Annotated in this window: 26 protein-coding genes and 1 riboswitch; of the genes, 14 read left to right on the plus strand and 12 right to left on the minus strand. The window is 42.5% G+C overall.

Annotated elements, in window-relative coordinates; all coding sequences use genetic code 11:
- The 3 genes from thiS to thiC are packed head-to-tail and all read right to left on the minus strand — an operon-like array spanning position 1 to position 3,096.
- Complete coding sequence (thiS, locus tag QQL60_RS06555) at positions 1–216, minus strand: sulfur carrier protein ThiS (protein WP_284722802.1); 216 nt, start codon at positions 214–216, stop codon at positions 1–3.
- On the minus strand, positions 206–1,285 hold the full coding sequence (locus QQL60_RS06560) for an FAD-dependent oxidoreductase (protein ID WP_284722803.1): 1,080 nt from the start codon (positions 1,283–1,285) through the stop codon (positions 206–208). The genes thiS and QQL60_RS06560 overlap by 11 nt, the downstream gene beginning before the upstream one ends.
- Positions 1,285–3,096: a phosphomethylpyrimidine synthase ThiC gene (gene thiC / locus QQL60_RS06565; protein ID WP_284722804.1), complete on the minus strand. Its 1,812-nt coding sequence runs from the start codon at positions 3,094–3,096 to the stop codon at positions 1,285–1,287. Before thiC ends, QQL60_RS06560 begins: the two co-directional genes overlap by 1 nt.
- Positions 3,097–3,197: 101 nt before the next feature.
- A riboswitch (TPP riboswitch) is annotated at positions 3,198–3,303 on the minus strand.
- 92 nt (positions 3,304–3,395) lie between these two features.
- Between thiC and QQL60_RS06570 the strand changes: the two genes are divergently transcribed.
- Both QQL60_RS06570 and QQL60_RS06575 read left to right on the plus strand, forming a co-directional pair.
- The gene (locus QQL60_RS06570) at positions 3,396–3,950 is read left to right on the plus strand and encodes a Smr/MutS family protein (protein ID WP_284451296.1); all 555 of its coding nucleotides are present in this window, start codon (positions 3,396–3,398) and stop codon (positions 3,948–3,950) included.
- A gap of 30 nt (positions 3,951–3,980) precedes the next feature.
- Positions 3,981–4,331, plus strand: coding sequence for a DMT family protein (locus QQL60_RS06575; protein WP_284722805.1), 351 nt, complete (start codon positions 3,981–3,983; stop codon positions 4,329–4,331).
- Between the two features lie 79 nt (positions 4,332–4,410).
- Here the strand turns inward: QQL60_RS06575 and QQL60_RS06580 are convergent, their stop codons facing one another.
- Positions 4,411–5,565 carry an SPOR domain-containing protein gene (locus QQL60_RS06580; protein ID WP_284722806.1) on the minus strand — a complete coding sequence of 385 codons (1,155 nt, stop codon included), beginning with the start codon at positions 5,563–5,565 and terminating at the stop codon, positions 4,411–4,413.
- Positions 5,566–5,673: 108 nt separating this feature from the next.
- Between QQL60_RS06580 and QQL60_RS06585 the strand changes: the two genes are divergently transcribed.
- A complete protein-coding gene (locus QQL60_RS06585; protein WP_007144871.1) occupies positions 5,674–6,117 on the plus strand; it encodes a YiiD C-terminal domain-containing protein in 444 nt (147 codons plus the stop codon).
- 82 nt (positions 6,118–6,199) lie between these two features.
- Entirely contained in the window at positions 6,200–6,985 is a 786-nt protein-coding gene (gene murI / locus QQL60_RS06590; RefSeq protein ID WP_284722807.1) for a glutamate racemase, read from the plus strand.
- A gap of 10 nt (positions 6,986–6,995) precedes the next feature.
- Here the strand turns inward: murI and QQL60_RS06595 are convergent, their stop codons facing one another.
- From QQL60_RS06595 to QQL60_RS06605, 3 genes are read right to left on the minus strand one after another with little or no spacing between them, the layout of a single operon-like run.
- Entirely contained in the window at positions 6,996–7,481 is a 486-nt protein-coding gene (locus QQL60_RS06595; protein WP_284722808.1) for a hypothetical protein, read from the minus strand.
- Position 7,482: 1 nt separating this feature from the next.
- Positions 7,483–8,601 (minus strand): NADH:flavin oxidoreductase/NADH oxidase, encoded by a 1,119-nt coding sequence (locus QQL60_RS06600; protein WP_284722809.1) that lies wholly within the window; start codon positions 8,599–8,601, stop codon positions 7,483–7,485.
- Between the two features lie 38 nt (positions 8,602–8,639).
- Positions 8,640–9,722 (minus strand): AI-2E family transporter, encoded by a 1,083-nt coding sequence (locus QQL60_RS06605; RefSeq protein ID WP_284722810.1) that lies wholly within the window; start codon positions 9,720–9,722, stop codon positions 8,640–8,642.
- Positions 9,723–9,848: 126 nt separating this feature from the next.
- Between QQL60_RS06605 and QQL60_RS06610 the strand changes: the two genes are divergently transcribed.
- Complete coding sequence (locus QQL60_RS06610; protein WP_284722811.1) at positions 9,849–10,547, plus strand: DUF4336 domain-containing protein; 699 nt, start codon at positions 9,849–9,851, stop codon at positions 10,545–10,547.
- 5 nt (positions 10,548–10,552) lie between these two features.
- Positions 10,553–11,179 (plus strand): LysE family translocator, encoded by a 627-nt coding sequence (locus QQL60_RS06615; RefSeq protein ID WP_284722812.1) that lies wholly within the window; start codon positions 10,553–10,555, stop codon positions 11,177–11,179.
- Here the strand turns inward: QQL60_RS06615 and QQL60_RS06620 are convergent.
- Positions 11,170–11,526 (minus strand): FlxA-like family protein, encoded by a 357-nt coding sequence (locus tag QQL60_RS06620; protein ID WP_284722813.1) that lies wholly within the window; start codon positions 11,524–11,526, stop codon positions 11,170–11,172. The genes QQL60_RS06615 and QQL60_RS06620 overlap by 10 nt on opposite strands.
- A 453-nt stretch (positions 11,527–11,979) precedes the next feature.
- Between QQL60_RS06620 and QQL60_RS06625 the strand changes: the two genes are divergently transcribed.
- From QQL60_RS06625 to QQL60_RS06645, 5 genes are all read left to right on the plus strand, one after another.
- Positions 11,980–14,154 carry a glutamine synthetase III family protein gene (locus QQL60_RS06625; protein WP_284722814.1) on the plus strand — a complete coding sequence of 725 codons (2,175 nt, stop codon included), beginning with the start codon at positions 11,980–11,982 and terminating at the stop codon, positions 14,152–14,154.
- 71 nt (positions 14,155–14,225) lie between these two features.
- A complete protein-coding gene (locus QQL60_RS06630; protein ID WP_284722815.1) occupies positions 14,226–14,573 on the plus strand; it encodes a 5-carboxymethyl-2-hydroxymuconate Delta-isomerase in 348 nt (115 codons plus the stop codon).
- A 129-nt stretch (positions 14,574–14,702) separates the two neighbouring features.
- Positions 14,703–15,461 carry a COG4705 family protein gene (locus QQL60_RS06635; RefSeq protein ID WP_284722816.1) on the plus strand — a complete coding sequence of 253 codons (759 nt, stop codon included), beginning with the start codon at positions 14,703–14,705 and terminating at the stop codon, positions 15,459–15,461.
- A 180-nt stretch (positions 15,462–15,641) separates the two neighbouring features.
- Positions 15,642–15,860 (plus strand): VF530 family protein, encoded by a 219-nt coding sequence (locus QQL60_RS06640; protein WP_284722817.1) that lies wholly within the window; start codon positions 15,642–15,644, stop codon positions 15,858–15,860.
- 4 nt (positions 15,861–15,864) lie between these two features.
- Positions 15,865–16,197, plus strand: coding sequence for a DMT family transporter (locus QQL60_RS06645; protein WP_284722818.1), 333 nt, complete (start codon positions 15,865–15,867; stop codon positions 16,195–16,197).
- Positions 16,198–16,213: 16 nt separating this feature from the next.
- Here QQL60_RS06645 and QQL60_RS06650 read toward each other — a convergent pair whose 3' ends face one another.
- Positions 16,214–16,969, minus strand: a complete 756-nt coding sequence (locus QQL60_RS06650; RefSeq protein WP_284722819.1) for an SDR family NAD(P)-dependent oxidoreductase — start codon at positions 16,967–16,969, stop codon at positions 16,214–16,216.
- A 114-nt stretch (positions 16,970–17,083) separates the two neighbouring features.
- Between QQL60_RS06650 and QQL60_RS06655 the strand changes: the two genes are divergently transcribed.
- The 3 genes from QQL60_RS06655 (at position 17,084) to bla (ending at position 21,491) form a co-directional block, all read left to right on the plus strand.
- Complete coding sequence (locus QQL60_RS06655) at positions 17,084–17,983, plus strand: LysR family transcriptional regulator (protein ID WP_284722820.1); 900 nt, start codon at positions 17,084–17,086, stop codon at positions 17,981–17,983.
- 157 nt (positions 17,984–18,140) lie between these two features.
- Positions 18,141–20,474: a putative bifunctional diguanylate cyclase/phosphodiesterase gene (locus QQL60_RS06660; RefSeq protein ID WP_284722821.1), complete on the plus strand. Its 2,334-nt coding sequence runs from the start codon at positions 18,141–18,143 to the stop codon at positions 20,472–20,474.
- A gap of 138 nt (positions 20,475–20,612) precedes the next feature.
- Positions 20,613–21,491 carry a class A beta-lactamase gene (bla, locus tag QQL60_RS06665; RefSeq protein WP_284722822.1) on the plus strand — a complete coding sequence of 293 codons (879 nt, stop codon included), beginning with the start codon at positions 20,613–20,615 and terminating at the stop codon, positions 21,489–21,491.
- Positions 21,492–21,516: 25 nt separating this feature from the next.
- Here bla and QQL60_RS06670 read toward each other — a convergent pair whose 3' ends face one another.
- From QQL60_RS06670 to QQL60_RS06680, 3 genes are all read right to left on the minus strand, one after another.
- Positions 21,517–22,827 carry a sensor domain-containing diguanylate cyclase gene (locus QQL60_RS06670; RefSeq protein WP_284722823.1) on the minus strand — a complete coding sequence of 437 codons (1,311 nt, stop codon included), beginning with the start codon at positions 22,825–22,827 and terminating at the stop codon, positions 21,517–21,519.
- A 426-nt stretch (positions 22,828–23,253) separates the two neighbouring features.
- Positions 23,254–23,679 carry a plastocyanin/azurin family copper-binding protein gene (locus tag QQL60_RS06675; RefSeq protein WP_284722824.1) on the minus strand — a complete coding sequence of 142 codons (426 nt, stop codon included), beginning with the start codon at positions 23,677–23,679 and terminating at the stop codon, positions 23,254–23,256.
- 102 nt (positions 23,680–23,781) lie between these two features.
- Positions 23,782–25,929 carry a GGDEF domain-containing protein gene (locus QQL60_RS06680; protein WP_284722825.1) on the minus strand — a complete coding sequence of 716 codons (2,148 nt, stop codon included), beginning with the start codon at positions 25,927–25,929 and terminating at the stop codon, positions 23,782–23,784.
- Positions 25,930–26,001: the final 72 nt, after the last annotated feature.

Here is a 26,001-nt window from a genome sequence, read left to right on the forward strand (position 1 = left end):
TCAACCTCCACTAATCGGAGACACGATATCGATGCGATCTCCCGCTTGAATGACCACATCTTGCCAGCGTGATTTCGCTACCATTTCATCATTAATGACAATGACAAAGCGGCCACTAAAACCCTGCTTAGCTACAAATTCTGATACGGTCTGCTCGTGATTAATATCTAGCGGTTCCCCATTCAACTGAACCTGTAACATAAGGTTAGATGTCATATAACGCTCCAAACTTTATCTGTTCTTTATTCCCAGCCAGCACCTGACATAAATCATCAACGACAGCAGGTGCAAACAAATAACCATGCCGATAAAAACCATTAATGATGTAGCCCCAGTCAGTACGTTTTATGGTTGGCAGATTATCGGGAAGACCGGGTCGACAATGTGCCGCCATTTCCAGAATACGTGCTTCGGCAAAGCCTTTATGCAGGCTATACAAGGCCGACATTAACTCCAGGCCACTTCGGACAGTAAGCTGAGAACGATCATCACTTTCGATCACCGTCGCACCCAGTACATATTCATTATTTGGTCGTGGCGCCAGATAAAAAGGGTAACGTGGATGCATCAGCCGAATGGCATGTTTAAAATCGACCTCAGGTGCCTGTACTCTTATCACTTCACCACGCACACTGCGTAATTCAGCTAAGTTCGCTCTCCCGCCATTACCACGGCAATCCAGTACCGCATCAAACTCATCTGCTGAGCGCTTTAAATAAGCTTGTGTCAAACGTTCGATTTCAATGTGATTTAATTCACCAATATCAGCGGTTTTCACCCACTCAGCATGCGTTTCAATAAACGTTGTCAGCTGTTTATATAGCTGACGATTATCAATACAGGACTCTTGCTCAAACAACAGGGCTTGCTCAAAACGCTCAGCAAGCTCTGGCTCACGTTCGGCCAGCGAGGTTTTATCAAGACGCTGAAAATCTCCTGCTTCCAGCACATGATTCGCTCGCTGCTCAAAACGCCCCATTTCAGCTTTATCGCCCTGATGAGCGACCACCAACGTGCCATGATTCTGATAAAAAACCGGCTCGTCTAATTCACTCAACCACTGCGGCCAAAGCGCATACGAACGAAGCCCGATTGTTTTCACCAAAGGCTCTGATGTCACCGCTTCGGTTGCCGGTGCGACCATAGATGCTGCAATGAAACCAGCACTGTCTGTGCCGGTTTTATCGTCTTTAGATAACAAGCTTACTCGATAGCCTGCCTGAATCAGACGCCAAGCTGTCAGGCGTCCGATCAGGCCACTACCGATGATGAGATAATGGCTCATCAAACTTGGCGATAAATTTTGCTACCACCTTCCTTGAATTCCTGAGATTTCTCAGCAAAGGCGGCTTTCACATCATGCGAAATCTTCATTGAGCAGAACTTAGGTCCACACATTGAACAGAAATGCGCTACTTTCGCTTTTGGTTGCGGCAACGTTTCATCGTGGTATTCACGGGCGGTGTCAGGGTCCAAACCAAGATTAAACTGATCTTCCCAGCGGAATTCAAAACGGGCTTTAGAAATCGCATCATCTCGAATTTGTGCACCCGGATGACCTTTACCTAAGTCCGCTGCATGAGCAGCAATTTTGTAGGTAATGATGCCGGTTTTCACATCATCTTTATTCGGCAAACCCAAATGTTCTTTGGGTGTGACATAACAGAGCATTGCGGTGCCAAACCAACCAATCATCGCCGCACCAATACCGGAAGTAATGTGGTCATAACCAGGCGCGATATCCGTCACCAATGGACCTAAGGTGTAGAACGGCGCTTCATGACACCATTCCAACTGCAGATCCATATTTTCTTTGATCTTGTGCATCGGCACATGACCCGGACCTTCGATCATGACTTGCACATCATGTTTCCAGGCAATGGTCGTCAACTCACCTAAGGTTTTTAATTCAGCAAGTTGGGCTTCATCATTGGCATCCGCCTGCGAGCCTGGACGTAAACCATCACCCAGTGAGAATGACACGTCATAAGCTTTCATGATTTCGCAGATATCTTCGAAATGCGTATACAGGAAACTTTCTTCATGATGCGCCAAACACCATGCCGCCATAATCGAACCACCACGCGAAACAATACCCGTTGTACGGTTTACCGTCAGTGGAATATGCGCCAATCGTACACCGGCATGAATCGTGAAATAATCCACTCCCTGCTCAGCTTGTTCAATCAAGGTATCTCTGAACACTTCCCAAGTCAGATCTTCAGCAACACCATTCACCTTTTCCAGTGCCTGATAAATCGGCACCGTGCCTACTGGTACAGGTGAGTTACGGATGATCCATTCTCGGGTCTGATGAATATGTTTACCGGTAGATAAATCCATAATGGTGTCACCGCCCCAGCGGGTACTCCATACCATTTTTTCGACTTCTTCTTCAATCGACGAAGTGGTCGCAGAGTTACCAATATTGGCATTAATTTTTACCAGAAAATTACGGCCAATGATCATCGGCTCGGTTTCTGGATGATTGATATTGGCAGGAATAATGGCACGACCTTCAGCCACTTCTTTTCGTACAAACTCGGCTGTAATGTAGTGATCCATATTCTCAGGCAGCTCACCACGCTGTGCTAAGGCTTCGCGCCCCATACTTTCACGAATAGCAATGTATTCCATTTCTGGGGTAATGATGCCCTGACGTGCGTAATGCATTTGGCTGACATTCTTGCCCGCTTTTGCTTTACGAGGTAAACGACGGTGATTAAACAGTGGAATATCAAAATCCTGAGCATCTTGCTCACGGGTATATTCTGAACTGAACTGTGCTAACTGTTCAGTGTCATCCCGCTCATCGATCCAGTTTTGACGTATTAATGGCAGCCCTTTTTCAATATCAATGGTCGCTTTTGGATCGGTGTATAGACCCGAAGTGTCATACACAACAACAGGTTCGTTAGGAATAGCAGGCAAATCAGGATTGGCGTTGGGTGTATCGGTTAAATGAATCTGACGGAATGGCACCAGTAAATCGTCGCGGCTGCCTTTGATGTAGAACTTCTCACTCCCCGCCAAAGGCTCAGTCGTAATGCCGCTACGGTCTTTAATGTTAATAACTTTATTGGATTGTGTAGACACGTCTCTTCCCCTAAATGAAAACCACGACGGGGAAGATGAGATCGTTGCGCGAAAGCGAACAAGAAGACAGACACCAAACGAAAATGGATCTCGAGTGTAAAACAGGTGTCCTGCTTGTTTCCTACGGAGGTTCTAGCCTCTTCAGGTTCAACGGGTTTCATCTCAGCCTTTCCGGATTATTCCGGGCGGGCACCCCGACAAGTGATTCGCATGGTAAATCAAAAAGGATTTTTTGCACAAGCCTCATCTGGCACAATAGTCGCCAACTTTGACTTAAATCCTTAGGCAGCCGCACGCTCATGGCAAATAAAAATGACGATACCGATGAGGACGAATTTGCATTATTTCGCCAAGAAATGCGCGATGCTACCCGTATCCGCCAAAACCGTCTGATTCATAACAAACCCAAACCTGTTGCAAAAGCTATCCGGCAAAAAATTATTGATGATGAATATCAGGGTGAACCATTCTCTGATATGTTTTCTCCAGAAACCGTAGGCAATGAGGAATACCTCGAATACCGTGGCCCCGGTATTCAGCACAAACTATTCGGCAAGCTGCGTAATGGCAAGGTGCATATTGAAGCAGAATTAGACTTACACGGTATGACCATTGCCAAAGCCGAACCGACACTGTCCGAGTTTTTAGAGTTCTGCCAGCAGCAACAAATTCGTTGCGTGCGTATCATCCATGGTAAAGGCTGGGGCTCGCGTGATAACAAGCCTGTACTAAAGAGCAAACTCAATCACTGGTTAAGACAAAGTCAGAGCGTGCTCGCATTTTGCAGTGCGACGGTAGATGATGGCGGCACAGGTGCGTTATACGTGCTCCTTAAAAGATTATTTCATGAATAATGGCTGTTTTTATCGTTTAGGTTAGAGTTAATGAATCCAATACTGGTTAGTGTGTCCTTGCTGGTTTGCAGCAATATTTTTATGACGTTTGCCTGGTACGCTCACCTAAAAGAACTCAACAATAAACCCTGGATTATTGCCGCATTGATAAGCTGGGGAATCGCATTATTCGAATACTTATTACAAGTACCCGCCAACCGCATTGGCTTTACCATACTCAATGTGGGCCAGTTAAAAATTCTTCAGGAAGTCATCACCTTAATGGTGTTTATTCCCTTTTCCGTGTTCTACCTGAAAGACCCCCTTAAACTCGACTATCTATGGGCTGGCCTGTGTTTAGTTGGTGCGGTTTATTTTGTGTTTCGAAGTAAACTTACCTAAGTTACCGTGGCAAAAAACGGTTAAAACATATCAAGCACTCAGTCTAAATCTGTCTGGCAGCTTTAGTGCATCGTGCACGTCACGGTTGCTTAGCAACGGTGGTTTTTTGCATTTTATCTGCGGTGACCACAAAGCATGCTTGTTTGTTTTCAGCAAGATGCCGACACAAGGTTGTCGCTTCAGATTTTGCTGCGAAATTACCCAGCTGGAGGCGATAAAAATCCGGTTTTTCTGTATTTTCGACAGGTTCAGTAATCGTTGTCTCATATTTCTGAACGATAGCGGCTGATTTTTTTGTTAGCTGCGTTAATGCGATATCTACCTGCTGTCTTGACCTAAACGCCCCGACTTGTACACGGTAGACAGTAGTCATCACTGACTTTGGTTTTGTCTCTGGTTTTGTTTGTGTAGGCTTGGCAGGTTCATCAAGCTTTTCTGATAGCGGTTTTTCTCTTGTTTCTAACAACGAAGTGTCGACTGAAGATTGTTCTGCAAGAAGCTGATTTTCTTTATTTTTTACATTCACCTCATTCACTAAATCCGGCAAACCAGGTGGTTTATCCGTTATCAAATGGTTGTCGCGATTAGTCAGCATTAAGGCATTGGCTTTTTCAATCTGACTGCGGCTTAACTCGGTTTTCAGTTGTGCCTGCTTCACAATCGCCTGAGGCTGATTTTGTTCACTGGCCAGACTAAACCAGGAATAGGCAGCGACTTTATCCTGTTTAACGCCTTCACCATTCAGTAACATTTCACCCAGTTGATATTGAGCCTGAGGGTCCCCTTGTTTGGCTGCCTTTTCAAACCAATGAAAAGCCTTTTCTTTTTGATGATTAATGGCTGTTTTTGCCATTTGTTTGTCTCTGAATGCCTTAGTTAAGGTATCAGCATTCATCAATTCTTCTGCACTTAATCTGTCTCTTATGGCCATGCGGTCAATCATGGCTTGTTTGTGCTGTTTTTCGCTAGCTAACGTTAACCATGAATAGGCAGCGACTTTATCTTGTTTTACGCCCTGACCGTTTAATAACAAAATAGCTAACATCCACTGTGCTTCAGCGACATTGTTTTCTGCAGCTTGATGCCATGCCTGATAGGCGGTCTGAAAATCACCTTGTTTGTAGGCAGCAATGCCATCCTGAACGTCATCGGCAAACACATCTACAGTGAACAGAGTAAAGAAAAACAGTAAAGCGAGAATCGACAGCCATTGTATATGCAGAGATATTTTCATTATTGTGCGAACCTTTTCAACGCGCTGATGATCATCGATAGCGTAAATACTTTTTCACAAACAGAGAAGACGTTATCATTTTAAAAACACTTTTTGATATAAAAACTTATGACACCTGAACAGCTTCAGCAATATCTTTATCAACACATTCCTTTATCGGCGGCCATGGAGGTCTCTGTTGATCATGTCAGCCATGATAAAGTCGTGCTAAGAGCCCCTCTAACACCGAATATTAATTATCATGAAACCGTGTTTGGCGGCAGCGCATCAACATTGGCGATTCTGTCTGCCTGGTCATTATTAAATACTCGGTTACATCAGGCTGCTATCGAGTCTACGCTCGTCATACAACGTAATACGATGGAGTATGAAAAACCAATTAGCGGTGAATTTACCGCCACAGCGCAACTTGAATCAACACAAGACTGGGCTAAATTTCTACGCCATTTTTCACGTATGGGTAAAGCACGGACAACGGTTATCTCCATTTTGCATTACGAACAGCAACGCGCAGGATTCTTTCGCGGTGAATTTGTTGCCTTGACCAAATAATCCATTTTCAACCATCAGCAGATAGATACAGTACAATCGTCGTCTTTTTATTCATCCAGCGACGTATAAAACAGAAATTATCATGGCTGACGCAAGATCTATTGGCATATTCGACTCTGGTATTGGTGGCTTACCGATCGCTAAACAAGTCCGCTCTTTTATGCCAAATGAGAACCTTATCTACCTTGCGGATACCTTACATGCCCCCTATGGCGAGAAAACAGAAGCATATATTCTGGAGCGTTCGCTCAAAATTACTGACTATCTATTACAACGTAAGGTAAAAGCCATTGTTGTCGCCTGTAATACTGCCACTCTTGTCAGTATCAAAGCCTTACGTGAACGCTACCCTATTCCTTTTATTGGCGTAGAACCAGGCTTAAGACCGGCGGCTTTAAATACAAAAACTGGCGTGATCGGTGTACTAGCCACAGCAAAAACCCTGACCAGTCAATCGTTTCATGATCTTGCTCAACGCGTTGCCATGGGCGCAACCGTCGAAATTCAGCCTTGCCCAGACTTAGTGTTATTAGTAGAGGCCTTAAAGCTAAGTTATGAAGAAGCTTCCGCTACAGTACATGCGTATGTACAGCCGTTACTGGATAAAGGCGCCGATACCATTATTCTCGGTTGTACACATTTCACTCACCTCAAAACGGTGATCCAAAAAGTGGTTGGAGAAACCGTCAATGTCATCAGTACGGAAGAAGCCGTCGCCCGAGAAGTCAACAGACGACTTCAGCAAGAGAATTTACTCTCTGCTCAGCAGACACCTGGCTCGACCTTATTGTTAACTAACAGTGAACGAAGCAGATTCGAGCAGCAAGTTGAGACTCTTTGGGGCGAAGCCGCTATTGATACTTTCTGAACCTTTGGCCTTAAAGCTCTGGCAACGTTAGATCCGTAAAAACGGTTTCAGCTTTCGTTGTCATAAAGACCTGGGCATCATATTGCTGGACAAAACAAGCATTTAAGGTGACATCTTCATAAAGCCAATAGATAAACCCACCCTGTTCAACGCGCCGACGCCAGTTATAACGGCATTGCACCCAGCCATCAGCTAATTGAGAAATCAGCCTGGGCTCTGATTGAGCTGTTTTATATTCCAGTGTTTTGTTAGGCAAGGAAATACGGAAGCGGTCAATCATAAAATCCACTTGTTCATGGACAAGGTACTGAATCCGTTTCCCTTCAATATCATCACCGTGCTGATCAAGCAGAACTTGATTATCTAGCACCCACTCCGCAGGGGGAATATCGACCCGATATCGGTCAGGTAAATTCATACGCAACTGTTGATGCTGCTCACTTTGCTGACTTTTATCCCACTGCTTCACAATGGTTTGAACGATTAACATGGGCATTTTAAGTATTTTTGGACAAATCCATCTCCGTTAGATGCCCTTTTTGACCATGCGGTTCAGAACGCAAATACTGAGCAGGAGCTTCAACCATACCGTCCAGCTCAACTGCAGCCTGCCAGGCCCAGTGAGGGTTATATAAAATGCCTCTCGCCATAGCGATGGCATCCGCTCGTTCATCAGCCAATATTTGTTCAGCTTGATGTGGTTCAGTAATCAAGCCCACAGCAATCACTGGCATCGATATATATGGCTTAATCGCTTCAGCCAGTGGCACCTGATAACCTGCTTCGACGGGTATTTCTTGCTGTGGTGATAAACCTCCACTACTCACATGCAAGTAATGACAATTGAGCTTGTCCAGTTCAATAGCCAGTGTCGTGCTCTGCTCAACATCCCAACCACCAGGAACCCAGTCGGTCGCTGAGATTCTAACACCGACAACTATGTTCTCGGGAACACAGGCGCGTACAGCGCTAAAGACATCCAGAGTCAGACGCATTCTGTTTTCCAGACTGCCACCAAACTCATCCTGCCGTTGATTGCTCAATGGCGATAAAAACTCATGTAATAAATAACCATGAGCAGCATGAACTTCAATGACCTCAAATCCCAAATCTGCAGCACGTTTTGCAGCCTCAACAAACTGTTGCACAATGGCGGCAATATCATCCTGACTGGCAGCGAGAGGAACAGTTCCATCTTCATGAAAAGGCAATGCCGACGGAGCAATGACTTGCCAACCGTTCTTATCCTCAGGCGATATCGGTGCCCCGCCATGCCATGGTTTTTGTGTGGAAGCTTTCCTGCCAGCATGGGCCAGTTGGATACCCATAGGAATATTTGAATATTTTCTAATGGCAGTAAGCGTCTTCGCTAAGGCAGACGCTGTAGTGTCATCCCATAAACCTAAATCACCGTAGGTTATTCGACCCTCAGCGCAAACGGCTGCGGCTTCAAGGATAAGCAATCCGGCACCAGATAAAGCCAATTGCCCTAAGTGGATAGTATGCCAATCCTGGGCTTGTCCATCCTCGGCTGAATACTGACACATCGGTGCGATGATCAATCGATTCTTCAATTTCAATGGTCCGATGTCGATCGGCGAAAATAACACACTCACTCCACGTTCCCCATAAATTTATTACAACACGCCAAAAACTAAGGTTGTTCTTGTACGGATGTATCATGCAAACTTCTTGGCCAGGCGGTTATCAGCGCTTTTAATAAAGTCGCCAGCGGAATGGCAAAGAACACGCCCCATACTCCCCATATTCCACCAAAAAACAGTACGGCAAGAATGATAGAAACAGGATGCAAATTGACGGCTTCAGAAAATAAAATCGGCACCAACACATTGCCATCAAGCGCCTGGATAATGCCATAAGCAATCAGGATATAGGCAAACTGTTCTGTGAGGCCAAACTGAAAACCTGCTACCGCGGCAACAGGTAGTGTGGCCACAGCGGCGCCAATAAATGGAATTAACACTGAGAAGCCAACTAAAACGGCTAACAGTGCAGTGTATTGCAAGCCAAAGAATGTGAAAGTAGCGTAGCTGACACCACCAACGATGATAATTTCAACCACTTTGCCACGCACATAATTGGCAATCTGATCGTCCATCTCATTCCAGATACGGTTCATCAAACCTCGTTTTTCCGGCATGAACGACAGCACAAAACTCACTAGTTTTTCCCGATCTTTCAGCATAAAAAAGACAAGAATGGGCACTAACACTAGATAAATAATTAAGCCAATCACATTTCCCAGTGAGGCAATAGACAAAGAAACAGCCCGTTGACCATAGACTGTGAATTGTTTTGCGGTGCTGGAAATCCAGCTTTGTATCTCATCAGGTTTGATTAAGTTCGGGTAATGGGTATGCAGGTTCATCAACCAGTCTTCACCATTTGACAGCATTTTTGGTGTTTCCTGGACCAAATTAACCAGCTGATTCCATAATAATGGCATTAATAAAAAGCCCATGGCTAACATCAAGCTGACAAATCCAAGAAAGACAATGGCCACCGCTACCATATTGGGCACGCGGCGTCGGGTCAGCATATTCACTACACCTTGTAATAAAAACGCGATGACCAGTGCAGTAAAAAACGGCGCCAGCATTCCGCCCAGCCAGATTACAACGGCAAAACCGAGTACTAATACAATCAGCAGTATGACGGCTTCTTCATCAGAGAAATAACGTTCTGTCCATTTGCGTAGAATTGATCGCAGTGTCATTAGCCTGTTTATCCTCAGCTATAATTGATTGGCAACGCTGATATTCTGTCACATCCCATCTGTCTATGCTGATAAGAAATTACCAATAACAGTGTGAATGCTTTTATCGTAAACGAAGGAGTCGGAATGAAAAGCTTAGGGAACAATATCTGGTATGTTGATGGAGATAGTGTGCCTTTTTATAGCCTTCCATACAGCACACGTATGGTGATCGTTCGCTTAAGTGATAATACCTTATGGATTCACAGCCCAATCAAACTCACACCGGAGTTAGCGACGCAAATCGACGCTCTCGGTGAAGTACATTTTTTAATTGCACCCAATAAGTTACACCATCTGTTTCTGAAAGACTGGCAACAACATTACCCTTCAGCAGCCATTTTTGGTACAGAACAAGTCGCTGAAAAACGATCAGATATCGAATTTAACGGTATCCTCAGTTCTGATTTCATACCGCCCTGGCAAGACAACATACAACAGCGCCTATTTACTGGCTCAAAAGCGATGCAGGAATGTGTGTTTTTTCATCGTGAGAGTAGAACACTGATCGTCACTGATTTGATTGAAAACTTCCCGGCAGATGCCTTCCCACCCTTCAAACGTTTTCTGGCAAAAATAAGTGGCATACTTGCCCCAAACGGCAAAATGCCTATCGACTGGCGCCTCAGTTTTAACAAAGATACTGCCAGAGAACACATACAACACATTATTGGTTGGCAACCTGAAAAAATTGTAATGGCACATGGTTTAATTATTGATGACCAGGCCGTGTCCTTTTTAGAAAAGGCATTTAGCTGGGTAAAACTGCCACGCCGTACAGAGTGAGCAAGATGTTTTTTAGCGGTGCTTTAGCTATTTTTTTGCTGACCTCCGTCCTGCTCGCAATGACACCAGGCCCGGACAATCTATACGTACTCACACAATCTGCACTTTATGGCAGCAAAACGGGGGTGATTATTACCTTGGGATTATGTAGCGGTCTGATTGTCCATATCTTGGCAGTGGTCATAGGCATAGCAACATTATTAACGACCAGCCCCGCTGCCTTTTTATTGCTAAAAGTCATCGGCGCCAGTTATTTACTCTATTTAGCTTGGCGCGCATTTAAAGCCGCTCCTATATCAACTTTAAAAGATGGAGTGTCGTTGCATAATTCAATAGCCTTATTAAGAACCGGCTTTTTGATGAATGTCAGCAACCCCAAAGTAGCGATATTTTTTCTGGCTTTTTTACCGCAATTTGTTGAAGCCGATAAAGGCTATGTGTCAGTACAGATTTTATGTTTAGGACTTATTTTTATGGCAAGTGCGCTGTTAGTATTTTTTGTAATAGCAATGAGCGCAGCTAAGTTGGGGAAATGGTTATTACGGTCAGCCTATGCACAAAATATTCTCCATACCTTCACCGCCGTCATATTTATACTTCTGGCCAGCCGACTATTATTTATTCAACCATAGCTATCAATATGATTACCCAGTTTGCTGCGAGTATCTTCGTCGGCAATCGATATAGGCTCTGCTGGCACAACCTCTGCCACCTGGGTTTTCTGTTCTGCTTTCTCTTGCTGCCGTTTTAACGCTTCCAATTGCTGTATCTGTGCCTGCAGTAATTCGATCTGTTTTTGAATGGCTTCAGCTTGTTTTAGCGAATCTTCGCTGGGCTCCTGCCCTAGTTCTTTGAGCTTATTAAATAAATCGACCATTTTTTTCTTTAATGCAGCAATACGTGAATCAAGCGATGTGCCACTAGGCGCTTGTTGTTTTGTTGTACCGCTGCTGCGAACTGATGAGAGATCGACATTCATAATAGATATCCAAACAAGTAAGTAAGAAAGTCCTTTTCTATACACATCGTCATAGAGCCGCTTTTCTTTAATGGTTATTAGCGTCGGTTTTTTCTACTACACTATTTTTATTACAAAATCAGGACTTCATAACTTAATTTTTTTACTCTATATTGATAGCTGTCACACCTTAAATAGTTTAATAAAGACGCATATCGACCACGCAAGAATACCTTTTCCGCTGAATGTCGTGCCTTATCGAATCACCGATGATTTCATATTGATAATCAATATGTTGATATGGTTATTCTCTATTTTAGTGTTACATCAATTAAGACGATTAGATGTGCGTATCGTTATTTAGCATAGTTGCTAACCCTACCTGCGTATGCGCAAGCAATCATATTGTTTGCCACAGAGACGAATACGTTTATCAAATTAACAATTAATCATCAGCGATTAAGGGATAGAAAAATGAGTGGAAATGAATCACGTCTGCAAGCGATTTCAAACATCATAAACCGCCAGAAAACAGTCGTTCACAAACCTGAACCTCTAGATAAAATCTGGGCGACGGATGTTTTCAATCTGGCCAAAATGGAAGAAGCATTAAACAAGTCAGCCTTCAAGGCGGTTAAGCAAACTGTTCAAACAGGTGCGCCATTAGATCCCGCCGTTGCAGATGTTGTGGCTGCAGCGATGAAAAACTGGGCCTTATCAAAAGGCGTGAAGTTCTTCTCACATATTTTCTACCCCATGACCAATATCACCGCGGAAAAACACGATGGTTTTATTGTGACCAATGCTGAAGGCAATGCCATCACAGAATTCTCAGGCAGCTTATTGATTAAAGGCGAACCAGATGGCTCGTCTTTCCCTAACGGCAGTTTACGAATGACTAATGCCGCGCGTGGATATACCGCTTGGGACCCTACTAGTCCGGCTTTCATTATGCATACTGAAAATGGCTCAACACTGATGATCCCGAGTGTTTTCATGTCATGGACTGGTGAAGCACTTGATAAGAAAATCCCTTTACTGCGATCAATTTCAGCCATGGATCGTGCAGCCAAGAAAGTCCTGACCTTAATGGGCGAGACAGATATTGCCCCACTTAATTCGAGCTGTGGTGCTGAGCAAGAATACTTTTTGGTAGACAGTAATTTTGCACTGGCTCGTCCTGATTTATTGTTAGCGGGCCGTACATTATTTGGAGCAGCTCCAGCAAAAGGTCAGCAGTTTGATGATCATTATTTCGGTGCTATTCCTGAACGTGTTCAGGTCTTTATGCAGGACTTTGAAGATCAGCTTTATCGTTTAGGTATTCCTGCGAAAACACATCACAATGAAGTAGCTCCAGGCCAATTTGAAATTGCACCTTATTTCGAGTCAGCCAACATCGCTGCTGATCATCAGCAATTAATGATGACCTTGATGAAAGCTACGGCAAAAAAACATGGCTTTATGTGTTTGCTGCATGAAAAACCTTTTGCCGGTGTCAATGGTTCTGGAAAACATGTTAACTGGTCTGTTGGCAATGCCACACAAGGAAACTTGTTGGACCCAGGTAAAACACCTCATGATAATCTGAATTTCTTATTATTCTGTGGCGCCGTTATTCGTGGTGTGCATCAATATGGTCCCTTGCTTCGTGCCGTAATTGCATCTGCATCTAATGATCACCGCCTGGGAGCTAATGAAGCGCCTCCAGCCATTTTATCTGTGTATCTTGGCGACCAATTAGAAAAAGTATTTCAAGATATTAAAGCAGGCAATATTGCGACCTCGAAAAAAGGTGGCGAAATGGATCTGGGTCTATCACAAATTCTAAAATTTGAACGTGATCCAGGTGACCGTAATCGTACTTCACCTTTTGCTTTCACAGGTAATCGCTTCGAATTCCGCGCTGTAGGTTCGTCACAATCCGTTTCCGGGCCATTAGTTGCAATGAACACCATGTTGGCTGATTCCCTTGAATGGATTGCTGATAAGCTTAAAACGGAATTAGACAGTGGCAAAGACCAAACTAATGCTGTCCTTGCTGTATTAAAACAGTTAATGGAACAACACGGTAACGTCGTTTTTGGCGGCAATGGTTATTCAGAAGAATGGCATAAAGCTGCTGTGGAAGAACGTGGTTTGAAAAACCTGCCTACTTCTGCTGACGCTCTTCCGTATCTTCGTGATGACGCCATTCGTGAATTATTTGCTCGTACCGGCGTGTTCACACCTGTTGAACTGGAAAGCCGCTTTGAGGTCTATGCCGAGCAATATATTCTTTCTATTGAGGTGGAAGCCAAGCTTGTCATTGAGATGGCAAAAACGTTGATTTACCCATCTGCCTCACAATATCTAGCAGAACTATCTGTCACGCACACCAGCATGGCGGATCTAGGTATTGAGATGAATAATGCCGTTGTCAGTACTATCGCTCAAGAAACTAATGCAATGTTAACCACCGTAGCTGATCTTCAAGCTGCGATAGAAAAACATGACTTTGACTCCATTGAAGCGCATATGAAGTTCTGTGCGAACGATATTCGCAGCCTGATGGATAAGGTACGCAGTCATGTTGATATGCTGGAAGGTGAGGTTGCCGATGATTTATGGCCATTGCCTAAATATCGTGAGATGTTATTTATAAAATAAGCCGTTTTGACGACGATAAAAAGGCCGCTATCAGCGGCCTTTTTTCTTACTGATATTGGGGAGAAATAGCTTTGCCACATTGTATTATTGAACATTCCGCATCGACTGCCGACATCACCAATGATGCCGCTTTAGTGTCGACTGTGCATCAAGCAGCTGTCGACGCTTTACTGTTTGAGCCAGCTCATATCAAAACACGCAGTATTGCTTACCCAACATTTCAACTGGGTGATCATCATAGCCACTTTATACATGTCACCGTCAGGCTTCATCGGGGACGAACAGAAGAACAGAAAAAACGCTTAACGAATCTGATTGTAGAACGTCTCTGTACTACCTTGCCTTTGGCCGATATCACCATTACCGCAGAAACTGTTGAGATTGATACTCCAACCTATGCAAAAGCAACATTGGTATAAATATCAATATCACTGCTTAAGTTACGTTTAAGTAATCCATAGAACAATAACGCTGTCGTCCTATTAACAATAGGTCACTCATCGAAATAGAGGCTTCAACTCTAATAGATTTAAAACAGTGAGGCAGCAGTGAAAACAGAACATCATGAGATTGTAAGCAAGGTACCGGAAGTCACCCTAATATTTTGGATAATCAAGATATTTGCTACCACCGTGGGTGAAACAGCTGGCGATTTAGTTTCAATGGCAATGAATATTGGCTATCTCATCAGTAGCATCATTTTTGCTGTTATTTTTCTTACTGTAGTGTCGTTCCAAATCAATGCCCGAACATTTAACGTGTTCATCTACTGGTCCACTATTATTGCAACCACTACACTGGGTACAACGATTGCTGACTTTACTGATCGCTCACTAGGGATTGGTTATGCCGGTGGTTCTACACTGTTGTTAGTATTATTGATGTTATCGTTATTTATCTGGCGCAACAGTCTAGGCTCAGTTTCCATTCAACAGATACGTTCGCCCAAAGCCGAAATGTTTTATTGGATTACCATTTTATTTTCACAAACATTAGGAACCGCTTTGGGTGATTGGGTTGCAGATACTGAAGGACTGGGTTACGCAACTAGCGCGTTGTTATTTAGCGCAGTGCTTATCAGCATTGCCATTGTCTATTTCACTACCGCTGTTTCACACACTGTTTTGTTCTGGGCGGCATTTATTTTCACCCGACCATTAGGTGCGGTAGTAGGTGACTTCCTTGATAAACCCGTGGCTGAAGGTGGTCTGGCACTGAGTCATTTGGGCATAACCAGCTTATTGCTGACGCTCATGTTAATTCTGATATTCAGTTTTAAACAGCGGGCGGCAAGACTATCGCATTGACTCTTCGGCGATGTATCCCCCCTGTTTGAAAACGGATAGACTTCATTGATAAATATATTTTGGCTGGATGTCTGGCATGGATATTAATCTTAGGCTAAGAAACGACAGTCATGTATCATTATTTAATAAGTATTCCCTACTCTTAACAAGATCATTTCAGGTAAACAGTAAGCGTGTCATATGAATCAACAACCCAATAACCCATTACATGGCATTACGCTTGAAACGATTGTTACTGAACTGGTCGAACATTTCGGCTGGGATGGCTTTGCTCAGCGTATCAACTTGAACTGTTTCAAGAACGATCCTTCCGTTAAATCCTCGTTGAAATTTCTGCGCAGAACAGACTGGGCCAGAAAAAAAGTCGAGCAACTTTACATCAGTACATTCAGCCGCTAGCACGATGCCACATTGGATATATTTAGCTATCGCTATCGTTGCTGAGGTCATTGCAACCTCAGCCCTGAAAGCAAGCCATGAATTTACCCGACTTGTTCCCACGATAATTGTCGTTACCGGCTATCTGACCGCCTTTTACTTTCTTACTCTTTCCCTGCGAGTCATTCCTGTTGGTATTGCCTATGCCATCTGGGCCGGGCTTGGAATTGTGCTTATCGCCATCATCTCCTGGATACTTTACGGGCAAAAACTCGATTTGCCTGCCCTGCTTGGCATGGGCTTAATTATCTCAGGCGTGCTGGTAATCAACCTATTTTCCAAAACAGGTGGACATTAACCACACTCTTTATTTATTAGATAAACATACCACCTGAAGCTTCAATTCGCTGACCGTTAACCCATGCACTATCGTCACTAATCAGCATTGCCATCGCCTTAGCAATATCATCTGGCAAGCCGACTCTGCCTAAAGCAGTCTGATTAGCGAGACTGCGATTCAGCTCTGCATTATCTCGAACAACGCCACCACCAAAATCAGTTTCAATGGCTCCCGGTGCCAGAGTATTGACTCGAATCTGCCTTGTACCGAGTTCCTTTGCCAAATAACGTGTTAATACTTCAACACCACCTTTCATCATTGCATAAGCGGCATAGCCAGGCAGAGAGAAACGCGCTAAACCTGATGAGATATGAATAATCTGACCTTGAGGCGCGATCATGGCTAACAACGATTGGGTAAGAAAGAACGGTGCTTTCAAGTGAATGTTCATTAAGGTATCAAAATCAGACTCGGTAGTATCTTCAAATGACTTATGTATACCGATCCCCGCATTATGAATAATGACATCCAGCTGGTTGGATTCAAACGCCGTTCCAAGTTGAGTTTTAACTGCATCGGCAAAGCTATTGAAAGTAGACGCTTGACTGACATCCAATGCTATCGCTGTTGCGGCCTGCCCTTTTTCGTGAATGGCGTCTACCACCTCGTCTGCTGCAGTCTTGTTTTGGTTATAGGTAATAATCACGTCACAACCTTTGTCTGCTATATAAAGCGCAGTTTCGCGTCCCAACCCTCGACTACCACCTGTAATCAATACTAGTTTTTTCATCTTAATTATCTCTTCTGGTGAATTAACTGAAATCATAAAGACCAATTAATTCATGATAAACAGACAAAAACCGATATCATTGTTTGGATATAACAAACAGTAGATAAGATTAGTATGGATAAATTGGAAAACATGAAACGGTTTGTTGCTGTCGTACAATCCGGCAGTTTTACCCGAGCTGCAGATGTGCTTGGTTTACCTAAATCCAGCGTCTCTGAAGCAGTTAAGTCACTTGAGCAACAGATTAAAACCAGGCTTTTACAACGAAGTACCCGCCAGATTAATCTCACCCATGATGGCAAAATTTATCTTGAAAAATGTCTATCCATACTTGAGCAAGTAGACATGCTTGACACGCATTTCTTACATCCCTCACAGCTATCTGGCACATTACATATCGATATGCCTAGTCGCTTTGCCGCCAATATTGTTCTTCCAAACCTGCATGACTGGTATGACAGTTATCCAAATATCAATATCAAACTCAGCTGCCATGACCAACGCACAGATTTAATTAAAGACGGTATTGATTGTGTTATCCGTGCCGGCCAACTTGAAGATAGCAGCTTAATTGCACGGCCATTACTCACCTTATCAACGATTAATTGTGTCAGTACGATCTATGCAGATAAATATGGTGTACCCATGTCTATCGAAGATCTAACTCACCATGTATTAATTGATTACGCGCAAAATCTGCAAACACAAACACCCGTATTTGAGTATGTAAAAGATGAAGTTGTCCATCATTTACCAATGACAAGCAAACTCCAGGTTAACAGTACAGATGCCTATTTATTCTCTTGCCTGTCTGGTCTGGGAATTGCTCAGATTCCGGACTTAAGTGCCCGAAGCTATATAGATAGTGGTGAGTTGATCGAAGTATTGCCAGACTTAAAAGCACCTGCTATTCCAATTTCCATCGTATATCCATCGCGCAGACAAATCCCTAAACGACTGAGCTTATTTATGGATTGGTTGGAAGCACAGACCAAAAAGGTTCGGCCAGATTAATCCAAACAAGGTCTAAAAGTAATTAGGCCACAACAAAATAGACAGCATATTTTTTCTGTGCTAAAACCATTTTAAACGTAGGTATTTAGCATAGCTTGCTAAAGCCATTTAAATATACGTTTCATCTGTGGTTTAAGCAGAAAAAGGATACTTCCGTTTGGACGCCAAAGCAGCCGCTGAGAGACCCATTCAACAAGATGAGAAAACGGCATTACAAGCCGAGATCATCAACATGTTGTTCGGTAGCAACCTCAAATCTTTTATCGTTGCTAGCCTTGTTGCTATCACATTGGCCTATGTGGAATACGATCAAGTCAACAACATCATATTATTCAGCTGGTGCGTCATTTTTTGCTTCGTTTATGGCCTTCGCTTCTATACCACGCTCTATTTTCAACGACACTCAGCTGATTACCCCACAGATTATTGGTTAAATATCTTCCGGTTATCAACTCTAGCGTGTGGAATGGCGTGGGGATTTGCTGGGTATTACTTTCTTTCAGAAACCAATGAAGTTGCTCATAAAGCTTTCATCACTCTCGTTATTGTCGGCGTAACAGGGGGGGCAATGGTGGTATATGCTGTAGATGCCATCACATCAAAATTATTCTCTGGCAGTATCTACCTGGTGTCTTTGCCCGGCTTTTTTACCAACGAGACAGAACTGTCACTGGCAATGGCCGTTCTGTTAGCCGTTTATATTGTCTATATTTCAATAGCATCGACTAATTTGGGTAAAAAGCTTCATGAAAACATCTTGCTACATCATGCTGCTATCAAACAACAGGAAGAAATCGAAAAATTATCTCAACATCAACGTATCCATTTAGACCATACCCCAATGGGCGTGATCGAATGGGATCTCAATCTATGTGTTGTTTCATGGAATGCGGCCGCGCAAGAGATTTTTGGCTATAGTCAAGATGAAGCACTTCATCAACATGCCAGTTTTATTTTGCCATTAGATATTCAACATCAAGTGCTTCAAAAAATGCACAAACTCATTTCAGAAGGCAATTCGACACATTGTCAAAATGAAAACCTGACCAAAGAGCATGAGATTATTTACTGTGAGTGGACCTATACCGCTTTACGTGACAGTGAGAATCAAGTCGTGGTTTTAGCCACGCTGGTGCAGAACAAAACGGAATTCAAAAAAAATCAGGATGAAATCCAATACCTTGCTTATTACGATACATTAACTGACTTGCCTAATCGACGCTTATTAACAGACCGTGTCACGCATGCAATGCATTCAAGCAGTCGAAACAAATCTTATTGCGCTGTTTTCTTCATTGACTTGGATAACTTTAAAAATATTAATGACTTACATGGACATTCTGCTGGCGACATGTTGCTAAAATCGGTGTCAACACGACTTAAAACACTGCTAAGAGAAGAAGATACCATTGCCCGTTTTGGTGGCGATGAATTCGTGATCTTAGTCGAGAATATTGGTGAAACACTCGGCAAAAGCAAAAAAATAGCAGAATTAATCTCCAATAAAATCATTAATGGAATCAGTGACATATACAACATTGGCAATGTTCAGTATCGAACTTCGTGCAGCATTGGCATTTGCAACTTTCTCGGCGATACTCTATCCGTTAATGAAATCTTTAAACGCGCTGATAATGCCATGTTTCAGGCTAAGTCAGATGGTCGTAGTTGTTTTCGCTTTTTTGATGAAAAACTGCAACCAAGTATTGAATTCAAAGCCAGCCTGGAAAATGACCTCCGCGATGCTATTTTTAATCGCGATATCATTCCCTACTTTCAGCCTCAGGTGAATCATCGTCATGAATTGATCGGAGCAGAAATTTTACTGCGTTGGCAACATCCTAAACATGGCATGATTTCACCGGCAGAGTTTATTCCGATTGCTGAAGACTCTGATATTATTCACCGTATTGGTACGGAAGTATTGCAGAGTGCCTGTAAACAATTAGCGATTTGGCAGAATAATCCCGAGACAGCCCATTTAGTATTATCCGTTAACATCAGTGCACGACAGTTTATGCAAAAGAACTTTGTTGAAACTGTTTTATCAAGCATTGAGACATATCACTGTTCTGGCTCGCGTTTGCGACTGGAAATAACTGAGAGCCTGATGTTAAAAAATATCAATGAACTAGCGACAAAAATTGAAAAACTACGGTCTTATGGCATCACTTTATCGCTAGATGACTTTGGCACGGGCTACTCTTCTCTATCCATACTACGTAGCTTTCCGCTGGATGAAATCAAGATCGATAAAAGTTTTGTCGATCACATGCTGGAAAATGCAAATGATGCTCATATCATTCGCACAGTCATTAATATGAGTAATCATATGGGCATGACAGTGATTGCTGAAGGTGTGGAAACTGAAGCTCAGGAAGCCTTCCTGGCTGAAAACGGCTGTTTGAATTATCAAGGGTATTTATTTGGCAAACCTATGCCTTTAGACGACTTTAGCGATTACATCAAAAAGCCCCTATCTCTTCATTAAGCCACTGCCTTTATCACATTCGATTAAGTAGTGATTTGAGGCTATAATTCTTTCCTTGCGATCGTAGCCCGTCACACCTCACTCAATTGCTGCTCGCTACTGCTGTAATCACTTTTTAGCTATATAAATCCCTTATCTATGAAATCAATCTTAAAATTATTAACTTTATTATTTATCGTTATCACTATTCAATCTCCTGTCTTTGCCGCTGATACCGCCTCCGGCTGGCAAGACGAGGTAACACAGCTAGAAACGGTTTATGGTGGACGTATTGGTGTATCGGCATGGAATGCAAATGATGGTCAACAACTTCACTACCGTGAAAATGAACGGTTTGCCATGTGCAGTACCTTCAAATTATTACTCGTCGCTAATGTGTTACAGCGTATTGACCAAAAGCAAGAAAAGCTTGAACGATTAATAAGTTATGATAAATCTGAGATTCTTGAATATGCGCCAGTGACATCACAACATCTTGATAAAGGATCAATGACGGTAGCAGACTTGAGTAAAGCCGCATTGCAATTAAGTGATAATACTGCTGCCAATTTACTGCTTAATACATTGGGAGGTCCACAAGGACTAACTGATTATCTCCGTAGCTTAGGCGATAACACCACTCGCTTAGATAGAATTGAGCCAAATCTGAATACTAACTTAGCTGAAGATCCTAGAGATACCACCACCCCCAAGGCGATGCTGTTAACCTTAAAAACCCTCTTACTTGGTGACACTTTATCTGAAGCATCCAAACAACGTCTTATTCACTGGTTAATTGGCAACCAAACAGGAGATGACAAAATACGTGCTGGTGTTCCCGCAACATGGCTTGTCGGTGATAAAACCGGATCAGGTGCTAATGGTGCCAATAATGATGTTGCTATTATCTGGCCGGAGGCTGGCCACCCCTATCTATTGATCGTGTATTACTCTGGCTCAGAACGCTCAAAAAATAAAAAAAATGCGGTCATCGCAAAAATCAGCCAATCGGTAAGCAAAGTGTTTTACCCTGAGTAAACACGATGCAAAATATATCTATTAATCAGATGATGTATTGATTACCCCCCAAACGTTTTGCTTCATACATAGCATGATCAGCATGCTGCAATAATGTTTTTTCGACATCACCATGAACGGGTAATAAAGCAATACCAATACTGCTAGACAAATGAATCTCACAGCCGCCGACGATAAATACCTTTGCCATCGTCTGCCTTATTTTTTCTGCAATAGATTTTGCATCTTGCTGATGACTTATCGTTTCGAGTAATACGACAAATTCATCACCACCGAAGCGGGCTACCGTATCAGAACTTCGAACACACGACTGTATTCGCTCAGCAGCTTGTTGTAATAAGGCATCCCCGACATCATGGCCAAAATTATCATTCGCCTGCTTAAAGTTGTCCAAATCAAGATAAAACAAAGCCAATTCAGTTTTTTGTCTTAGCGCCCTTGAGATGGCAAGCTGCATGCGGTCATGGAACAACTCACGGTTTGCCAGGCCGGTTAAATGATCATACATCGCCAGAAAGCGTAAACGGTCATGCAGTTGTTTCCGCGTAATTGCAGCAGCAACTTGCGTTGAAATATATTCAAGTAAATGTTGGCTATCTTCGGTATTGATATGCTGAGCCTCAACTCTGGCAATCAGACTACCTATAACACGTTCTGCTGTGCACAGTGGTACCTTGATCCAACCATTATCAGTATCGAAGCATACCTTTCTTGAATCAATCCAGGATGTCAGGTTCTGGCTGAGATGCGCATGCAGCAATTCACCATCGACATCACTACTAGTATAAGCAAACGTCAGAAGTTGAGTTTGCTGGTCATACAATGCAATAACAAAATCACTGATCGGTAATAGTGTCTCCATGATTTGATGAATACGCTTATACAATGATGACAAACTTTCTTCATGATGTGCCGCTTCAGAGATCGCATACATAGCAGACTGAATCGCTTCAGCGCGTTTATGCCGGGATATATCTCTGGCAACGGCTATACGAAAGGCCTCATTGCTCGCCCACTTAGCCGACCAGAGTAAATAAACAATCTGTCCATCTTTACGTATATAGCGGTTCTCAAAGTCTGTTTTTTCCAGACCATTCATAATGTCATCAACCGCATTGAGTGTAGCTTCACGATCGTCAGGATGGACCATTTCCAGCATTTGTTTGCCCAATAATTCCTCCCGTGAGTAACCGAATATGCGTTCAGCACCGGCACTGAGAAAAAGGAAATGGCCTTCTTTATCAACGATACAGATCGCATCAAGTAACATATCAATGTAGTGACTTAATGATTCGAGTTTTTTCTGATCTAGTAAATAATTTGGATCTAACGACATAGAGTGTCCAACAACAAAAAGCTAAAATGTAATTAAATTGTATGCAAGTTAGTTTAAATATACAGGTCAACAGCATAAAGCAGCCTAGTATTTTATTATTACCTGATGAATTAGACTGCTCCTGTTTATAAGAAATCGCCTGAATTGGATTCATAATACGCGCTTGCTTAGAGCAATGACCTAATGCGCTGAAAAGCGAAAATAAATAGAAATAAGCTGAAATATTCCTCTGTTCTAGACATAACTATATACAAACAATGTAATGATTTATGCCAGTAATAATGAGTATCAGGAGAAGAAATTTTATCTGTAACTTACCATAATAAATCCTGGTTTAGTTGTTATGCCTGAGCTGGAGCTGTTTTTTTGATAGACATAAAAAAAACCGGCAATGCCGGTTTTTTTTACGATAAAGCCAACTCAGAATTACATTGATTCAGCTTCTTGAATCGCTTTTTTAACGATACGACCTACGCCACCTGAGGCATCTTGTGCTTTGATAGCATCTAAGTTTGTTGGGTTACCAACGATTACTGCACCGCCCATTCCCGCTCCAATGTGAGGTGTGCATTTATAGATATAAATACCTTCTTTATCAAAAGTATGAGTCACATCCTGGCTCATCTCTGATTTGAACAGCTCAGCACCCTCGGGAACCAGGCCTTCAATCATTTCCACATTATGGGTACTCATATTAGTCCAGCTGACACTATCACCAGGAGCAATCTTAACGACCAGAGGACTGAATTTTAAGCCTTGCGTAGTGACAGTATGCTCTGCAGCAAACACATTCATTGTCATCAACACAGTTGAAGCAGCAACACCTATTACAGCAGTTTTCAACATTTTCATAACTTCTCCTTTTTGTTTACCAAATTATTTCAACAATTCGGGCGTGAAAATCATGCGAATTTTATAGTGACAAAAAAATCATCCGATATTCTTAAACGATGATTATATTTGAACACTTTCTACACGATTTCTTCCTAATTGTTTGGCTTTGTATAACGCCTTATCAGCTTCGCTTAGCAACTGCTCCGAATGGAGGCTGTGAAGAGAAAGATTCGCAACCCCAATGGAGATCGTAATGTGACCGAGATATTCGCCATTAAACTCAATACTTTTCTTTGCTATGGTATTTCTTAACGCTTCGGCTTTGTCTACCGCATTAGCTAATGTCGCACTTGGCATAATCACCACAAATTCTTCACCACCATAACGACAAGGAATATCTGTCTCCCGGAAAAACTCATGCATCAAATGAGCAAGTGTTTTGAGCACATAATCTCCCGCTTCATGACCGTATTCATCATTAAAGCGTTTAAAATGATCAATATCACAAATTAATAGTGACAAAGTCTGTTGCTGACGGTTCGATAGCTGCGTCTCACGATAAAGAGCATCGTCGAAATAACGACGATTGCGTAAGCCGGTTAATGCATCTTCAAAGGAAAATCGTTGTAGTTCCTCTCTAAGTTTAATACTGCTGAGAGTGACACCCAGCCTTAATTTTACCCGGCTAATCAAGTCATCCAGATTCTCACGAGGTATTAATAATTTTGAGCTGGAATTAGCCAGTAAAATGTGGACGAAGACACTATACGAGCCATCGACTTCCTGCAGCTCGATTTGTGCAAGTACTGAATCAAACGGCTGATTTTCAATCGATGCTGCCACTTTTATTTCAACAGGCAAGAAAACTTCAGGTAATTTACGCACCAGAATTTTTCTTGCTTCGTTGAGATCGTGACATCCTTGTAAACGGCTGTTTAATTCTTCTAACTTAGCACCAAGCATATTAAGTCTGTGTAGTTGCTCTGCTCTTTCCTGTTCAGCTTCAGCATAAGCATGAAGAGTGGCAGTTCGTTCAGACACCTTTATTTCCAGGTGCTCGTTGAGTTCTTTTAATGCTTTTTGTACATGAGAATAGTGCCGAAGTGAAATCAGCATTAATACCAAAGCAAAAATCAAAGCCGCTATTGAAATATCCAGATTAATCCAGGGTAGAACACTATTGGCAATTCCCATATCCAGTAACAGAAAAATGCCATACACCGTGAATGACAACATCACAAATTGCTGATCTGATCCTGGTGAGGGTCGCAGGCTTAGCCCCAAGCCAATAATAAGAATAATTGAAATTGCGAATAAAGCATCAAAAACAGGAAAGGTCGGCGCCAGTTCTATTACACCTAGCATTGATAATATGATAGCAATGACTAGATAACTGGCATGAAAGTAAGCAATTTTTTTCAGCCAATTTTTTTGCCAAGCTGATGACCATGAAGATAATAATAAACAGATAAAAACTGGCAGTGCATAATAGGAAATCGCCAGAAGATAGACGCGAAATAAAGGATAATTAAAAACAAACTGCACAGCATGATTTTCGGAAAGCAGCATCAGCGCCGAAGTCAGGGAAAATGCAGACAAATAAAGGAAATGACGGTCATTTTTCTGCATCATCGAAAAGGCAAAGGTGATGATAGTGACAAACAATGAAAATAACGCCACCAGAACTTCAAAATACGCATTTTTCAAGACATAAAACAGTAAGCTTGATTGTTCAAATAGCTTCACTTCACCCCACAAACCAATATCACGATAGTTAGAATACACCCTGAAATATATGGTTTTACCAGCATAATCTGTTGGCAAACTTATCGAATGCCATGGCCAGCCATAAAATGTTTTTTTATCTTTTTGATCAAAATCACCGAATTGATAGATTTTCTTATTGTCCAGATAAACTTCAGCCATTAAGTCAATACTGGTTATATATAACACTGGATGCAGGTACTGATGCCCGGAATCTGGCAATTTAGCTTTAAACCAAACTGTATTATGTTCATTCCGGTTTGGTGGTTTGACAGGAGAATTGATATTTGTCCAGTCTGCACTAACATTTTGCGGCGCGGATATCCATTGTGGCAATCCATTAACAAAGGGGGAATCGCCCCATCGATATTGCCAGTCTGAGACGTCTTCACTTTCATATTCATGCATAGCAAAGGCGGGAGACAATAGAGTTAACAGTAATAACAGCAAGATATATCGGGTCATACTCACATTACGATAATGTGTAATTAAATCCTTTATCACTCCAATCACTCACTGTCTAACTAAAGAAAAAACTCAAACAGCTAGACTTCCTTTCCAGCTCGATGCAGATAG

The organism is Methylophaga thalassica, assembly GCF_030159795.1.
Classification (GTDB): Bacteria; Pseudomonadota; Gammaproteobacteria; order Nitrosococcales; family Methylophagaceae; genus Methylophaga; species Methylophaga thalassica.